At 66.5% G+C, this 13,839-nt stretch carries 13 protein-coding genes, 1 tRNA gene and 1 riboswitch; of the genes, 11 read left to right on the top strand and 3 right to left on the bottom strand.

Translation table 11 applies throughout. The features are described from left to right. Positions 1-2 precede the first annotated feature (2 nt). The 8 genes from FFS68_RS09820 to FFS68_RS09785 all read left to right on the top strand — a co-directional run bounded on the left by FFS68_RS09820 (position 3) and on the right by FFS68_RS09785 (position 9,618). Positions 3-1,700, top strand: coding sequence for a class I adenylate-forming enzyme family protein (locus tag FFS68_RS09820; protein WP_137753014.1), 1,698 nt, complete (start codon positions 3-5; stop codon positions 1,698-1,700). A 1-nt stretch (position 1,701) separates the two neighbouring features. After that, on the top strand, positions 1,702-2,931 hold the full coding sequence (locus FFS68_RS09815; RefSeq protein WP_137753013.1) for an acetyl-CoA acetyltransferase: 1,230 nt from the start codon (positions 1,702-1,704) through the stop codon (positions 2,929-2,931). Continuing rightward, positions 2,924-4,090 (top strand): acetyl-CoA C-acyltransferase, encoded by a 1,167-nt coding sequence (locus FFS68_RS09810; protein ID WP_249340112.1) that lies wholly within the window; start codon positions 2,924-2,926, stop codon positions 4,088-4,090. The genes FFS68_RS09815 and FFS68_RS09810 overlap by 8 nt, the downstream gene beginning before the upstream one ends. A 52-nt stretch (positions 4,091-4,142) precedes the next feature. Further along, positions 4,143-4,364: riboswitch (cobalamin riboswitch) on the top strand. Between the two features lie 176 nt (positions 4,365-4,540). Then, positions 4,541-6,397 carry a TonB-dependent receptor gene (locus FFS68_RS09805; RefSeq protein WP_137753011.1) on the top strand — a complete coding sequence of 619 codons (1,857 nt, stop codon included), beginning with the start codon at positions 4,541-4,543 and terminating at the stop codon, positions 6,395-6,397. Next, positions 6,397-7,005 carry a cob(I)yrinic acid a,c-diamide adenosyltransferase gene (gene cobO / locus FFS68_RS09800; protein ID WP_137753010.1) on the top strand — a complete coding sequence of 203 codons (609 nt, stop codon included), beginning with the start codon at positions 6,397-6,399 and terminating at the stop codon, positions 7,003-7,005. The genes FFS68_RS09805 and cobO overlap by 1 nt, the downstream gene beginning before the upstream one ends. Then, on the top strand, positions 7,005-7,859 hold the full coding sequence (locus FFS68_RS09795; protein ID WP_137753009.1) for an ABC transporter substrate-binding protein: 855 nt from the start codon (positions 7,005-7,007) through the stop codon (positions 7,857-7,859). Before cobO ends, FFS68_RS09795 begins: the two co-directional genes overlap by 1 nt. Continuing rightward, on the top strand, positions 7,856-8,848 hold the full coding sequence (locus FFS68_RS09790; protein ID WP_137753008.1) for an iron ABC transporter permease: 993 nt from the start codon (positions 7,856-7,858) through the stop codon (positions 8,846-8,848). The genes FFS68_RS09795 and FFS68_RS09790 overlap by 4 nt, the downstream gene beginning before the upstream one ends. Then, positions 8,842-9,618 carry an ABC transporter ATP-binding protein gene (locus FFS68_RS09785; RefSeq protein WP_137753007.1) on the top strand — a complete coding sequence of 259 codons (777 nt, stop codon included), beginning with the start codon at positions 8,842-8,844 and terminating at the stop codon, positions 9,616-9,618. Before FFS68_RS09790 ends, FFS68_RS09785 begins: the two co-directional genes overlap by 7 nt. Here the strand turns inward: FFS68_RS09785 and FFS68_RS09780 are convergent. Continuing rightward, positions 9,607-9,927 (bottom strand): multidrug efflux SMR transporter, encoded by a 321-nt coding sequence (locus tag FFS68_RS09780; RefSeq protein ID WP_137753006.1) that lies wholly within the window; start codon positions 9,925-9,927, stop codon positions 9,607-9,609. The two genes, FFS68_RS09785 and FFS68_RS09780, sit on opposite strands and share 12 nt — an antisense overlap. A 92-nt stretch (positions 9,928-10,019) precedes the next feature. After that, positions 10,020-10,095, bottom strand: a tRNA-Trp gene (locus FFS68_RS09775). Between the two features lie 92 nt (positions 10,096-10,187). On the opposite strand from FFS68_RS09775, the gene FFS68_RS09770 reads away from it, so the two are divergent. The 3 genes from FFS68_RS09770 (at position 10,188) to FFS68_RS09760 (ending at position 12,167) form a co-directional block, all read left to right on the top strand. Beyond that, positions 10,188-11,126 carry a DMT family transporter gene (locus tag FFS68_RS09770; protein WP_137753005.1) on the top strand — a complete coding sequence of 313 codons (939 nt, stop codon included), beginning with the start codon at positions 10,188-10,190 and terminating at the stop codon, positions 11,124-11,126. Then, positions 11,123-11,761, top strand: coding sequence for a glutathione S-transferase (locus tag FFS68_RS09765; protein WP_137753004.1), 639 nt, complete (start codon positions 11,123-11,125; stop codon positions 11,759-11,761). The genes FFS68_RS09770 and FFS68_RS09765 overlap by 4 nt, the downstream gene beginning before the upstream one ends. Before the next feature lie 115 nt (positions 11,762-11,876). Further along, on the top strand, positions 11,877-12,167 hold the full coding sequence (locus FFS68_RS09760; RefSeq protein WP_137753003.1) for a hypothetical protein: 291 nt from the start codon (positions 11,877-11,879) through the stop codon (positions 12,165-12,167). Between the two features lie 33 nt (positions 12,168-12,200). Here FFS68_RS09760 and FFS68_RS09755 read toward each other — a convergent pair whose 3' ends face one another. Next, on the bottom strand, positions 12,201-13,760 hold the full coding sequence (locus FFS68_RS09755) for a fatty acid--CoA ligase (RefSeq protein WP_137753002.1): 1,560 nt from the start codon (positions 13,758-13,760) through the stop codon (positions 12,201-12,203). Positions 13,761-13,839 lie beyond the last annotated feature (79 nt).

Here is a 13,839-nt window from a genome sequence, read left to right as displayed (position 1 = left end):
CGATGATCGCCGCGGGAGAGGATAAACGGCAACAGCACAGGGAAAGCGGCTGGTGGGGCGACGAGACCTTTGCCGACCTGTTCGCGGCCAATGCAGTGGCGCATCCCGAGCGGCTCGCTTTGGTCGATGCGCCGAACCGCAGCGACTTCGCGTTCGGCGAGCCGCAGCGGCTGGATTATGCCGAGCTGGCGGCGGAGATCGACCGGCTCGCGGGCGCGCTCGTTACGGCGGGGATCGGCAAGGACGATGTGCTGCTCGTGCAGCTTCCGAACATCAGCGAATTCGTCGCGCTCTATTTCGCTGCCGCAAAGATCGGCGCGATCGTCAGCCCCGCGGCGGTGCAATATCGCAGCCACGAGCTGAAAGGCATGATCGGCGTGGTCGAGCCCAAGGCTTTCGCCTGCGCGACGCAGGTAAAGGGCTGCGACCATGTTGGCGTTGCAGCGCCGTTGCTAGATGGCATCCAGCTGATGACCTTCGGCCCGAACCCACCCGTGGGCGCGCTCGATCTGTCGACCGCAAACGGCGACGCCGACGCCGACGCCCTCGCTGAGCATGTCGCCGCGAATCCGGTCGACGCCGACGACATTTTCACCATCTGCTGGACCTCGGGCACCACCGGCGTGCCCAAGGGCGTGCCGCGCAGCCACAATCACTGGATCGCCGTCGCCGCCGCGGGTTACGAAGCGATGAAGGTCGGGCCGGGCGACGTGCTGCTCAACCCCTTCCCGCTCATCAATATGGCGAGCATTGGTGGCATCACCATGTGCTGGCTGACCAGCGCGGGGACGATGGTGCTGCACCATCCGTTCGATCCCGGCATTTACTTGAAGCAGATCGCCACCGAGCGCCCGAGCCTGACCATCGCACCGCCCGCGGTGCTCAACATGCTGTTGCAGAATGAGGCTTTGCTCGCGTCGGTCGACCTGTCGAGCCTGCGCGTCATCGCCTCGGGTTCGGCGCCGCTTGCGCCCGCGATGGTGCGCGGGTTTCAGGAAAAGCTCGGGATCATCATCGTCAATGTCTTCGGGTCGAACGAGGGGATGAGCTTCATCACCGGCGAGGGCGACATGCCCGACCCCGACAAGCGCGCGAGCCTCTTCCCGCGGCGCGGCATCTATCAGCGCCCCTATGGCGAGGGCCGCGCCCCCAATATCGAAAGCCGCCTGGTGTCGCCCGGCGGCGGCGATCCGATCGAGGTCGATGGCGTCTCGGGCGAATTACAGATCCGCGGGCCAACGCTGTTCGAGGGCTATCACAACGCCCCCGAACAGACCGCCGCCGCGTTTACCGACGACGGCTGGTTCCGCACCGGCGACCTGTTCGAGATCGCCGAGGGCGGCGATTTCTATCGCTTCGTCGGACGCTGCAAAGATCTGATCATCCGCGGCGGGGTGAATATCTCGCCCGAGGAAATCGACCAGTTGCTCGGCGGGCATCCGTTGCTTGCCGAGGCCTGCGTCTTCTCCCTGCCCGACCCGACGATGGGCGAGCGCATCGGCCTCGCCTATGTCCCGCGCGGCGCCGACGACGTCGGCTTGCCCGAGGTCGCCGACTATCTGCGCGGGCATGATCTGGCGGTGTTCAAACTGCCCGAACGCCTGTTCCGCTTCGACGCTTTGCCGCGCAACGTCACCAACAAGGTGATGCGTAGCGAAGTGCGCGAACTGGCGCTTGCGACTTTGGAAAAGGAAGCCTGACATGGCGAAAGACGTCTTCATCCTCGGCGGCGCGCAGAGCGATTTTGCACGCAACATGGAACGCGAAGGCGGCGGTTTGTTCGAGCTGTTCCGCGACGTCGCCGAGGCGGCCTTCGCCGCGACGGGGATCGAACCCAAAGAGGTCGAAACCGCGCATGTGGGCAATTTCGTCGGCGAACTGTTTGCGGGGCAAGGCCAGCTCGGCGGGTTCTTCGGCCACGTCGACCCCGACCTCGCGGGTATCCCCGCGTCGCGGCACGAGGCCGCTTGCGCGTCAGGCAGCATCGCAATCCTCGCCGCCGCCGCCGAGATCGAGGCCGAGCGCTACGGCCTCGCGCTGGTGCTCGGCATCGAATTGATGCGCAACGTCCCCGGCCAGCGCGCCGCCGAATATCTCGGCGCCGCGGCTTGGGCCGGACGCGAGGCGCAGGAGGCGCGCTACCTGTGGCCATGGATGTTTGCGCGCGTTGCCGAGGAATATCACGAGCGCTTCGGGCTCGACCGCGCGCATCTGCGCGGCATTTCGGCGAATAATTTCGCCAATGCCAAAAAGAACCCGAACTCGCAAACGCGCGGCTGGGCGGTGACCGACGATCACCTCGGCGAGAATGACGAGGTCAATCCGCTGATCGAAGGCTCGCTTCGCAAATCCGATTGCGGGCAGGTCACCGACGGCGCGGCGGCGATCTTCCTCGCCTCGCGCGGGGTTGCCGAGGCTTACGCCAAACGGCGCGGGATTTCGATCGACACTATCCCTCGCATCAAGGGCTGGGGCCATTCGACCGCCCCCCTCCTCTATTCGACCAAGGTCGCGGGCAGCCGCGGAGAGCCCTATGTGTTCCCGAGCGTGCGCAAGGCGATGATGGATGCGCTGCGCCGCGCCGAGATGCCCGATGTCTATGCGTGCGACGGGGTAGAAGTGCATGACTGTTTCTCGATCACCGAATATATGGCGATCGACCATTTCGGGATCACCCCGCCGGGCGAAAGCTGGCGCGCGGTCGAGGACGGCACGATTGCGCTCGGTGGCAAGCTGCCGGTCAACCCGTCGGGCGGGCTGATCGGGCTGGGCCATCCGGTCGGGGCGACGGGGGTGCGGATGATGCTCGACAGCTGGCGGCAGGTCACCGGAAACGCGGGCGACTATCAGGTCGAGGGCGCGAAGAATTTCGCGACGTTCAATGTCGGCGGCAGCGCGACGACCGCGGTCAGCTTCGTCGTCGGTGTCTGATCGGTTGAACGTCTATCTGTATGACGCGGTCCGCACCCCGCGCGGCAAGGCGCGGCCCGACGGCGGACTCGCCGGGCTGAGCCCGCAGGAACTGGTGCGCCAGCAGACGGTCGCGCTGGCGACGCGGTGCGGCGATGTCGCGCGCAATCCCGACGCCCTATTGCTCGGCTGTGTCACCCAAGTCGGCGCGCAGGGCGGGCATATAGCGATGCTGGCGAAGCTCTACGCGGGACTGCCGGACACCACGGCAGCGCACAGCATCAACAATTATTGCGCGTCGGGGCTGTCGGCGATCGGTCAGGCGGTCGCGAAGGTTGCGAGCGGCGAAGCCCATTGCGTCCTCGCCGGCGGGGTCGAGTCGATGAGCGCGACCCCCTTCCTGAGCGACCGCGCAGCCTTTTACACTGACGACAGCTTGCCGCCGCGCGCCCGCTTCGTCCCGCCGGTGCTCGCCGCCGACCGGCTCGCGAATGCCGAAGGCATCACCCGCGCCGGCCTCGACGCCTTGGCGCTCGCTTCGCAGCAAAAGGCCGCGGCAACCGACAGCGACACCGCGCTCCAGCAGTCGCGGATCGCCACCGGACCGCTGACCGGCGAGGAGTGCATCCGTCCGCAAACCACGGCGAAATCGCTCGCCGCCGCACCGCCCGCATTTGGCGAATTGCAGCAGCAATATGCCGACGCGCTTGAGGGCGAGACGTTCGAGCCGCTCCACAGCATCGCGCACGCTCCGCCGATCTGCGATGGTGCAGGGCTTGCGCTGGTCGGCGGCGAAAGACTTGGCCCCGCCCCCCGCGCCCGCATCGTTGCCTTTGCCGAAAGCGGCGGCGATCCGGCCGCATCGCTGACCGCCGGGTTCGCGGCGATGGACAAGGTGCTTGCCCGCGCTGGCCTGACCCTCGCCGACATCGACCGCATCGAGTTCATGGAAGCCTTTGCCGTCACCATCGCCAAATTCCATCGCGACCGCAATGCCGATCCGGCGCGCGTCAATGTGAGCGGCGGGCATCTGGCGAAGGGGCATCCGATGGGGGCTAGCGGCGCGATCCTGACATCCACCCTGCTCGACGCGCTCGACGCGTGCGAAGGCCGATATGGCCTCGTCGTGCTCACCGGCGCGATGGGAGTCGGGGCGGCGATGATCGTCGAGCGCCAATAAACCCGATTGCGCAAAGCCGCCATTCCGCTATGGGCGGCGCGTGCGGGGTTCACCCCGCGCAGATCGCGCCGGTGCCCGAAAGGGCTTAAAATGGGAACGCGGTGAAGGGGTTCGTCCTGAACCCCCGAAGCCGAGGCTGTCCCTGCAACTGTAAGCGGCGAGCGCGATGCACCGTTCGGGTTTCGATCCGGACAGCCACTGGGGCAACCTGGGAAGGCGTGCATCAAGCCCTGACCCGCGAGCCAGGAGACCTGCCGGCGTGGGTCGCTCACTGCCAAAGCCCAGGGAAAGGCCGCGGCACGGACGCATCCGTCGAGCGACGACCAAGCGGCTGGAGCCGCTTCGGTGTCGGGGCCGCAGGCATGTTCGCCGCCTGTGCCCGGACATCGGTCGATCGCGCGCGCGTTTCGGCAGGCTCCCGCCTTCGTTGCCGGCGTGCGGGGGTCTCCCATGTTGAAGTCCATAAGCATTTCCTTGATCGCATTGGCGGCGGCACCCGCTGTTGCGCAAACCACCGACAGCACACCCGCTGACGACATCGTCGTCACCGCATCGGGCATCGCACAGCCGCGCGACGAGGTCGGGCAAGCGATCACCGTCATCGATGCCGGAGCGATCGAACGGCGCCAGTCGGTCGATATCGTCGACCTGCTCGCCACCACCCCCGGGGTGCGCTTCAACCGCACCGGCAGCACCGGATCGGTCGCCGGGGTGTCGCTGCGCGGCGCCGAAACGACGCAGACGTTGGTGCTGATCGACGGGGTGAAGGTCAATGATCCGAGCGGGATCGGCGACGGCTATGATTTCGGTCATCTGCTGACCGGCAATATCAGCCGGATCGAGGTGCTGCGCGGGTCGAACTCGGTGGTGCATGGCAGCCAGGCGATCGGCGGCGTCGTCAGCCTGATGACCGCGCCCCCCGCCGCGGGCTTTGCCGCGAGCGCCTCGGCCGACTACGGTTATAGCGATACGCTCAGTGCCAGGGCCGACGTGTCAGGCACCGCCGGGCGCGTGTCGGGTGAGATCGGCGGCGCTTATTTCCGCACCGACGGCATTTCGTCGGCGGCGGTGGGCACCGAGCGGGACGGCTACAAAAATTTCGCGGGCAACGCGCGGTTGAAGGTGGCGTTCAGCGACGCGCTGAGCCTCGACCTGCGCGGCTATTATATCAACGCCGACCTCGATTATGACAGCTTCTTCGGTGCGCCCGCCGACAGCCCTGATGTCGCAAAGCTCGACCAATATGTCGGTTATGCGGGGCTGAACCTGGGGCTGTTAGACGGGCGCTTTACCAGCCGCGCTGCGGTGACCTGGTTGCAGAACGACCGCGACTATTATTTCGTGCGCGGCACCGCACCCGACTATGGCTATTCGGGTACCAATTTGCGCTTCGAATATCAGGGCGTCGTCGCGCCGAGCGCGCGCGCCAAGCTGATCTTCGGCTATGAGCATGAGCGCCCCGATTATGACTTTTTCGGCTTTGGATCGACCGACAGCCAGCGCGCCAATGTCGACAGCGTCTATGCGCTGGGCATCGTCCAGCCGCTGACCGGGCTGTCGCTGACCGGCGGGATCCGCCACGACGACCACAGCCAGTTCGGCGGCGCGACGACGCTTGGCGCCAATGCGAATTATTCGCCCAACGACGGCGCGACCAATATCCGCCTCAGCTATGGCGAAGGCTTCAAGGCGCCCTCGCTCTACCAGCTTTACGATGCGTTCAGCGGCAATGCCGCGCTGCGCCCCGAACGCTCGAAAAGCTATGACGTTGGCGTCGATCAGAGCCTGGCCGACGGCCGCGCGACGATCTCGCTCACCGCGTTCCTGCGCAACACCACGGACCAGATCAATTTCGACAACGCCACCTTCACCTATGGCAATATCGACCGCACCCGCGCCAAAGGTGTCGAGGCGACATTGGCGCTGCGCCCCGTCGATGCGCTCAATGTCACCGCATCCTACAGCTACATCGATGCCCGCGACCGCTCGGGCCGCCCGCTATTCGATGGCAAGCGCCTGCCGCGCCGCGCCGAACATGCCGTCAGCCTGTCGGCCGATTATGACTGGTCGTTCGGGCTGTCGACCGGCGCGACGGTCACGCTGGTCGGCGACAGTTTCGACAACGCAGCAAACAGCGTGCGGCTCGACGGCTATGCGCTCGCGGGCGTCCGCGCTTCGCTGCCGATCGGGCAAAATCTCGAACTTTACGGCCGCGTCGACAATCTGTTCGATGCCGATTATGCGACCGCCGCGGGCTTTGGTACCTATGGCCGCGCCGCCTATGGTGGTGTGCGGGTGAGTTTCTGATGAAAGCCCGCACCGACGCCGAGCATAATGCCAAGATGAAGAAGATTCAGGCCGCGCAGAACAAGAAGGTCGCGGCGAAGACGGTCGAAAAAGGGCTGGTGATCGTCCACACCGGCCCTGGCAAGGGCAAGACTTCGGCGGCGCTCGGCATGGCGATCCGCGCGATCGGGCACGACATGAAAGTCGGCGTGGTGCAATTCGTCAAAGGCGCGATGACGACGGGCGAAAAGGCGGTGTTCGACCGCTTTCCCGCCTTGATCGAATTCAAGCCGATGGGCGAAGGCTTTACCTGGGACACGCAGGATCGCGCGCGCGACATCGCGGTGACGCGCACCGCGTGGGAAGAAGTGAAACGGATGATCGCGGATCCGTCTTACGCGATGGTGATCGCCGACGAGCTCAACATCGTGCTGCGTTACGACTATCTGCCGGTGGGCGAGGTGCTGGAGGTGCTCGCGGCCAAACCGCATATGACGCATGTCATCATCACCGGCCGCAACGCGCCGCCGGAGCTGATCGATGCCGCCGACCTCGTCACCGAAATGGCGCAGGTCAAGCACCCGTTCCGCGAACAGAATGTGAAGGCGCAGCGGGGGATCGAGTTCTGATGCCGCGGCGCAGCCTCCTGGCGGCGACAGCGTTGCTCGGCAGCGCGGCCGTGCTGTGGGCTGCATCCCCTGCCCCCGCCGCAAAGGCGCCCGCGGTGCCGCAGCGCATCGTATCGATCAACCTGTGCGCCGACCAACTGGTACTCGCGCTCGCCGACCGCGGACAGATCGCCGGGCTGACGAAAAATGCGACCGATCGCGAAATGTCGGGCGAAGCCGCCGCCGCGCGCGGTATCCCGCTGCTGAGCAATTCGGCCGAGCAAATCCTCGCGATCGAGCCCGACCTGATCATCGGCATGCCCGCAAGCCGCAGTTCCGCGCTCGCCGCCTTGCCGCAGCAGGATTACCGGCTGCTCGACCTCGACACCGCGAACAGCCTCGACGAAATCCACACCTCGATCGGCCAGACCGCGGCGGCCGTCGGCCATCCCGCGCGCGGCGACGCGCTGATCGCGCGGATGCAGCGCGAGCTGGCGGGGCTGCCCAAGCCGGGCCAAGGGCGGGTCGCCGCCTATTATCAGCGGCGCGGCTATATGACCGGGACGGGCACGCTGATCGACGAGCTGATGGCGCGCGTCGGTCTCGTCAACCTCGCCGGCAAACTCGGCAAGCCGCCGCTGTCGCAGCTCAGTCTGGAGGAAATGGTCGCGGCGCAGCCCGATTTCCTGATCGTCGAAAGCGCCACCGACACAGTGATCGATCAGGGGAGCGAAATGCTGCACCACCCGGCGCTGAAGGACATCCCGCGGATCAGCCTGCCGCAGGCGTGGACGGTGTGCGGCAGCCCGGCCTATACACAGGCGGCGCGCAGCATGGCGGACCAGATCATGCGTTTGGGGAGAAAACCGTCATGACCCTGCCGCGTTGGTCCCTGATCGCGGCACTTGCCGCTCTGACGCTCGCTGCCGCGATCGCGTCATTGCTGTTCGGCGCCGTCGATTTGTCGGTCGCGCGACTGGTCGCCGCCGCGACCGGCGACGGCGACAAAGTCGCATCGATCATCCTGTTCGACCTCCGCCTGCCGCGCACCGTGTTGGCGCTCGCAGTCGGCGCGATGCTCGGGCTCGCCGGGGCGGCGCTGCAGGGCTATTTGCGCAATCCGCTGGCCGAACCGTCGGTGCTCGGCACCTCGAACGCCGCTGCGCTCGGCGGCGTCGCGGCAATCTATTTCGGACTGGCCGACATCCATCCGATTGTGCTGCCGCTGCTCGCGACGGGCGGCGCGCTGGTGTCGCTCGCCTTGCTCGTCGCGCTGGCGGGACAGGCCGAAAGCCCGCTGACCTTGATCCTCGCAGGGATCGCGGTCGGAACGCTGGCGGTCGCGGGAACCAGCCTCGCGCTCAACCTGTCGCCCAATCCCTTTGCCGCGATGGAGATCATGACCTGGCTGCTCGGCAGCCTCGAAAACCGGTCGCTCGACCATGTGTGGATCGCGCTGCCGTGCATCGCCATCGGCACCGCAATGCTGCTGTGGAACGGCCGCGCGCTCGACGCGCTGACGCTGGGCGAAGATGCGGCGCAGGCGCTCGGCACCGACCTCAAACGCACCCGCCTGCGGCTGCTGCTCGGCACCGCGATCGGGGTCGGCGGCGCGGTCGCGGTGGCGGGGGCGATCGGCTTTGTCGGGCTGATCGTCCCGCATCTGATCCGCCCGCTGACCGATCGCAGCCCGTCGGCGATCCTGCTGCCCTCGGCGATCGGCGGCGCGGCCTTGCTGACCCTTGCCGACCTCGGCGTGCGGATCATTCCATCGACCAACGAGCTGAAACTCGGCGTCGTCACCGCTTTCCTGGGGGTACCGGTCTTCCTGGTCCATCTGATGCGGGAGCGGCGGCTATGGTGAGTCTGGTCCTCGACCATGTCGGCGTCACCCTCGGCCGCCGCGCCGTCGTCCGCGACGTATCAGCCACCTTCGCCCCCGGCACGCTGACCGCCATCGTCGGCCCCAATGGCGCCGGAAAATCGACGCTGGCGCGGGCGATGCTTGCGCTTGTCCCCGCGACCGGGAAGATCCGTGTCGATGGCGTCGATGCCGCCGCGATGCCGCGCGCCGCTCTGGCGCGGCGGATCGCCTATGTCCCGCAGGGGCAGCTGCTGCACTGGCCGCTGACCGTCGAACGGCTGGTCGGGCTGGGCCGCCTGCCCCACCTTGCCCCGATGTCGCGGATCGGCGCCGCCGACACCGCGGCGATCGAGCGCGCGATGGCGCGTGCCGACGTGCTCGATCTGCGCGACCGGGTCGCGACCGAATTGTCGGGTGGTGAACGCGCGCGAGTGCTGTTCGCGCGGGCGCTGGCGGTCGAGGCGGCGGCGCTGATCGCCGACGAACCGCTGGCCAGCCTCGATCCGGGGCACCAGATCGACGTCATGGACATGCTGCGCGCCGAAGCGGCGGGCGGCGCGCTGGTCATCGCGGTGCTGCACGATCTGACGCTCGCGGCGCGCTATTGCGACCGGCTGCTGTTGATCGACGCCGGGCGGATCGTCGCCGACGGCACCCCTGCCCAGGTGCTGACCGCCGAACGGCTGCGCGCCGTTTACGGCATCGACGCGCGCGTCGAGACCGGCGGCGACTGGCCGACGATCACCACCTTTGGCCGGTCAGCCCGGTGAGGAATATTTCATCAGCACCAGCCCGCTGACGATCAGCAGCGCCGCGACAATCCGCATCGCGCTCGCCTGTTCGCCCAGCACCGCAATACCAACCAGGAACGCCCCCACCGCGCCGATCCCGGTCCAGATCGTATAGGCCGTGCCGAGCGGCAGCGATTTCATCGAAAGCGCCAGCAGCGCAAAGCTGGCGAACGCCGCGACAAGCGTGACCAGCGACGGGCCCAGCTTGGTAAAGCCGTCCGATTGTTTCATCGAAAACGCCCAGACGATTTCGAGCGCACCGGCAATTGCGAGATAAATCCAGGCCAGGACAGCCTCCTTTGCAAGGCTGCCGGGCCGTCCCGGACTTGAAAACCCGCGCGCGGCGCGGGGAGGACGTGGCCTCTTGGTGATTTAAGGCCTGGCAGGGGCAGTAGGACTCGAACCTACGACCCTCGGTTTTGGAGACCGATGCTCTACCAACTGAGCTATACCCCTAGGCCGGAGTGCGCCACTAGCCCGATTGCCGAGGCGGGGCAAGGGGGATCGCAGCTTGCGCGCGCGCGCGCGCCTGATATGCGCAAATTCGCATGACATCCGCCGCCGCCCCCTCCGCCGCCGCGCCGCAAAACTATCTGGGCGGCATCGCGCTGCGACTGCTGGCGATGGCCAGCCTGTCGTTGATGTTCGTGGTGGTCAAATATGTCGATCGAGCGGGCATCCACATCGTCGAGAGCCTGTTCTGGCGGCAGGCGCTGGTCCTGCCCTTCCTGCTTATGTGGGTGAAGGCAACCGGCGGCTTTGCCTCGCTGCGGACGAATCGCATCGGCGCGCACACGCGGCGGATGCTGATGGGGCTGACCGGCATGGCGTGCAATTTCGGCGGCATGATCCTGCTGCCGATGGCCGAGGCGACGACGATCAGCCTGTCGGTGCCGATCTTTGCCGTGATCTTTGCCGCGCTGCTGCTCGGCGAAGCGACCGGGTGGCAGCGGTGGAGCGCGGTGATCATCGGCTTTGTCGGCGTGCTCGTCGTGCTGAACCCCTTGGCGAGCTTTGCGGGCGGGTTCGGCGGCACGCATGGCCTCGGCACCCTCGTCGCGCTCGCGGGCGCGATCATGACCGCGCTGATCACCATCGCCGTGCGCGACCTTGGCCGCACCGAAAATGCCGCAACGATCGTCTTCTGGTTCAGCCTGCTGTCGATGGTGCCGCTGGGCATCGCGCTACCCTTTGTTTTCACCCCGCACAGCGGCAGCGAATGGCTGCTGCTCCTCGCGCTCGGTTTCCTGGGGGCGATCGTCCAGATGTCGCTGACCGGCGCGCTGCGCCTTGCGCCGGTCGCGGTGGTGATCCCGATGGATTACTCCAGCCTGTTGTGGGCGATCGCGGCAGGCTGGTGGTTCTTTGGTACCCTGCCCGCCGACACGACATGGGTCGGCGCGCCGCTGATCGTCGCGTCGGGCCTGTTCATCGCGTGGCGTGAACATCGCCGCCATATCGCCCGGCCCAAGGAGGTTGCCGCATGACAAGCCAAGAAACTCGGGCGATATTGTATCACTGCCCTGACGCCCGCTCGCTGCGCTGTCTGTGGGCGGTCGAGGAGGCCGGGATCGACGTCGACCTCCGCGTCCTGAAATTCCCGCCGCGCGCGTTCGAACCCGATTATCGTGCGGTGAACCCGCTGATGACGGTTCCGGGCTGGGTCGAGGACGGGCGGCTGATGACCGAATCCGCCGCAATCTGCGAACGGATTGCCGAGGGAACCCCGCTGGAGGTGCGCCGCGACGAATGTGATTATTGGGACTATCGCAACTGGATGCACCGCAGCGATGCGACGCTGACCTTCCCGCTCGCGATCATGATCCGCTATACGCGCGTCGAAGCGCCTGAGCGGCGGCTGGCGCAGGCGGTCGACGACTACAAAGCCTTCTTCGGCGGGCGCGCCAAGAGCATCGAAGCGGCGCTGGGTGACGGGCGCGAGTGGTTGGTCGCGGGACGGTTCACCGTCGCCGATATCGCGATCGGCTATGCGGCGTTCCTGGCAACGACGCTCGGCGCCGAGGATATGCTGGGCGAAGCGACGAAGGCATGGCTGGCCCGGTGCATGGCGCGCGAGGGGTTCAAGCAAGCACGCGAGCGGCAACGGCCGGCCCCCACCTGACCGCGCGCCAGACCGAGCCCGCGGCGCGCCGAGCCGCGCGCACGCCGAGCGGCGTTCAGCTTGGGTATCGCTTCATCCGGTCAGGATGCGCCATCCATCAAGCCGGAGACGTCCCATGATCCGTTATGCGCTGCTCACCACCGCCGCTCTGCTGACCGCCACCGCGGCACAGGCGGCCAGCCAGTCGTCGAACACCAGTTCGAACAGCTCGTCGAACAATGGCGTCACCCGCGAGCGCATTGTCGATCGCTATTGCGAGGACGGCTATTGCCAGCGCTACGAGCGCCGCAGCATCTACCGCGACGGGCGTCGCGGCGGGCGCTACCGCGACGACGACCGGCGATATTATCGCGACGATAATCGCCGCTGGTCGCGCGACGACGACGACGATGATGATGACGATTGATCGCAGGCGCGCGTGCGCGTTAGCCGACCGCGCTCAATTCACCATCCGCGCGTAGCCCGCCCAGTACGGCGCGCGCAGATCCTTGCGCAAAATCTTGCCGCTCGCGTTGCGCGGTAGCGCGTCGATCACGTCGATGCTGCGCGGGCATTTGAACGGCGCGATGCGTTCGCGCGCCCAGGCGATGATGTCGGCCTCGTCGACCGTCATCCCGGGTTTGGCGACGCACACCGCCTTCACACTCTCGCCCCATTTGTCGTCGGGAATGCCGAACACCGCGACCTCCTGCACCGCGGGGTGGCCGAAGATCGCGCTTTCAACCTCGGCAGGGTAGATATTCTCGCCGCCCGAGATGATCATGTCCTTCATCCGGTCGTGGATGAACAAATAGCCGTCATCGTCGAGATAGCCGGCGTCGCCGGTGCGGATCCAGCCGTCGGCGCTCACTGTCTTGGCGGTCGCGTCGGGCAGATTCCAATACCCCAGCATGTTGTTCGACGAGCGGGTGACGACCTCGCCGACATCGCCGACCGGGACTTCCTCGCCATCGGGGCCAATGATCCTGATCTCGACCCCCGGCAACGGCTTGCCCGCCGATCGCATCCGCGCATTGCCCGCCGGATCATGATCCTCGGGCGGCAGCATCGAGATGGTGCCGGTGGTTTCGGTCATCCCATAAGCCTGAATGAACTGCGCCCCGAACATCTGGATGCACTGACGCAGCAATTCGAGCGGGATCGGCGCTGCGCCATAGAGGATATATTTGAGGCGGCTGTAATCGACGCTGGCACAGCGCGGGTGCATGAGCAGGAATTGCAGCGCCGCGGGGACCATGAAAAAGCGCGTGACGCCATGCTGCTCGACCGCGTCGAACACCCCGTCGGGATTGAATTCGGCGAGCACGACACCCGGCAGTCCCGCAGCGAGCGCCATGATGCCCAGCCCGGTGCCGCCGATATGCGCGCACGGCATCGCCACCAGCACCGCCTCGTCATCCTCCCATTTGGTGTAGGGCAGGTCGAGGTCGTTCGAATGTTTGCGCAAGCCGAACAGATTGTGGTTCGACAGCACCGCGCCCTTGGGATTGCCGGTGGTGCCCGACGTATAAAGTTGCAGCACCGCATCATTGGCGCCCGACGAGGCGAAGGCGGTGCGCGCTGCCCCATCGATCATCGTCCGCGCCGCCGCCGCGGCGATTATGGTGGGAGCATGGTCGAGCTTCCCCGCCAATTGCTCGGCCAGACTGTCGAACCCCGGCCCCGCGAACACCATCTTTGCCTGCGTATCGTTGACGATGAACGCCCATTCGGTGGGTGACAGCCGCCAACCGATCGGGGCCATCACGATCCCCGCACGCGCCGCGCCGTAAAAGAGGATGAAATACAGATCGCTGTTCTTGCCGATCCACGCGATCCGGTCGCCCTTTTTCAGCCCTGCAGCGAACAGCGCCGACGCGACTTTCGCGGTCGCCTCGTCGAGTTCGGCGTAGGTGTAGACGCGATCTTCCTCGCGCAGCGCGACGCGGTCGGCGCGCTCGCTGGCCCAGTGGGTCAGGAATTCGTCGAATGTGAAAAGCTCCGAAACGTCGCGGGGCATGAACTCTCTCTCCTCGAATCGCATCTTTTGCGTGCAATTGCGAGAAGGCTAGCGGCTGCGCCGGTCAGGTAAAGCGGCG

Source organism: Sphingopyxis sp. L1A2A, from assembly GCF_005502465.1.
Classification (GTDB): Bacteria; Pseudomonadota; Alphaproteobacteria; order Sphingomonadales; family Sphingomonadaceae; genus Sphingopyxis.
Note: the sequence above shows the minus strand (reverse complement) of the source record. Positions and strands in the feature narration are given on the sequence as shown.

Excerpts from the sequence above, each read along its gene's own strand:
- FFS68_RS09755 (WP_137753002.1), bottom strand. The coding sequence starts at position 13,760 with ATGCCCCGCGACGTTTCGGAGCTTTTCACATTCGACGAATTCCTGACC.
- FFS68_RS09815 (WP_137753013.1), top strand. The coding sequence starts at position 1,702 with ATGGCGAAAGACGTCTTCATCCTCGGCGGCGCGCAGAGCGATTTTGCA.
- FFS68_RS09785 (WP_137753007.1), top strand. The coding sequence starts at position 8,842 with ATGGTGAGTCTGGTCCTCGACCATGTCGGCGTCACCCTCGGCCGCCGC.
- FFS68_RS09790 (WP_137753008.1), top strand. The coding sequence starts at position 7,856 with ATGACCCTGCCGCGTTGGTCCCTGATCGCGGCACTTGCCGCTCTGACG.
- cobO (WP_137753010.1), top strand. The coding sequence starts at position 6,397 with ATGAAAGCCCGCACCGACGCCGAGCATAATGCCAAGATGAAGAAGATT.
- FFS68_RS09820 (WP_137753014.1), top strand. The coding sequence starts at position 3 with ATGATCGCCGCGGGAGAGGATAAACGGCAACAGCACAGGGAAAGCGGC.
- FFS68_RS09805 (WP_137753011.1), top strand. The coding sequence starts at position 4,541 with ATGTTGAAGTCCATAAGCATTTCCTTGATCGCATTGGCGGCGGCACCC.
- FFS68_RS09770 (WP_137753005.1), top strand. The coding sequence starts at position 10,188 with ATGACATCCGCCGCCGCCCCCTCCGCCGCCGCGCCGCAAAACTATCTG.
- FFS68_RS09760 (WP_137753003.1), top strand. The coding sequence starts at position 11,877 with ATGATCCGTTATGCGCTGCTCACCACCGCCGCTCTGCTGACCGCCACC.
- FFS68_RS09765 (WP_137753004.1), top strand. The coding sequence starts at position 11,123 with ATGACAAGCCAAGAAACTCGGGCGATATTGTATCACTGCCCTGACGCC.
- FFS68_RS09795 (WP_137753009.1), top strand. The coding sequence starts at position 7,005 with ATGCCGCGGCGCAGCCTCCTGGCGGCGACAGCGTTGCTCGGCAGCGCG.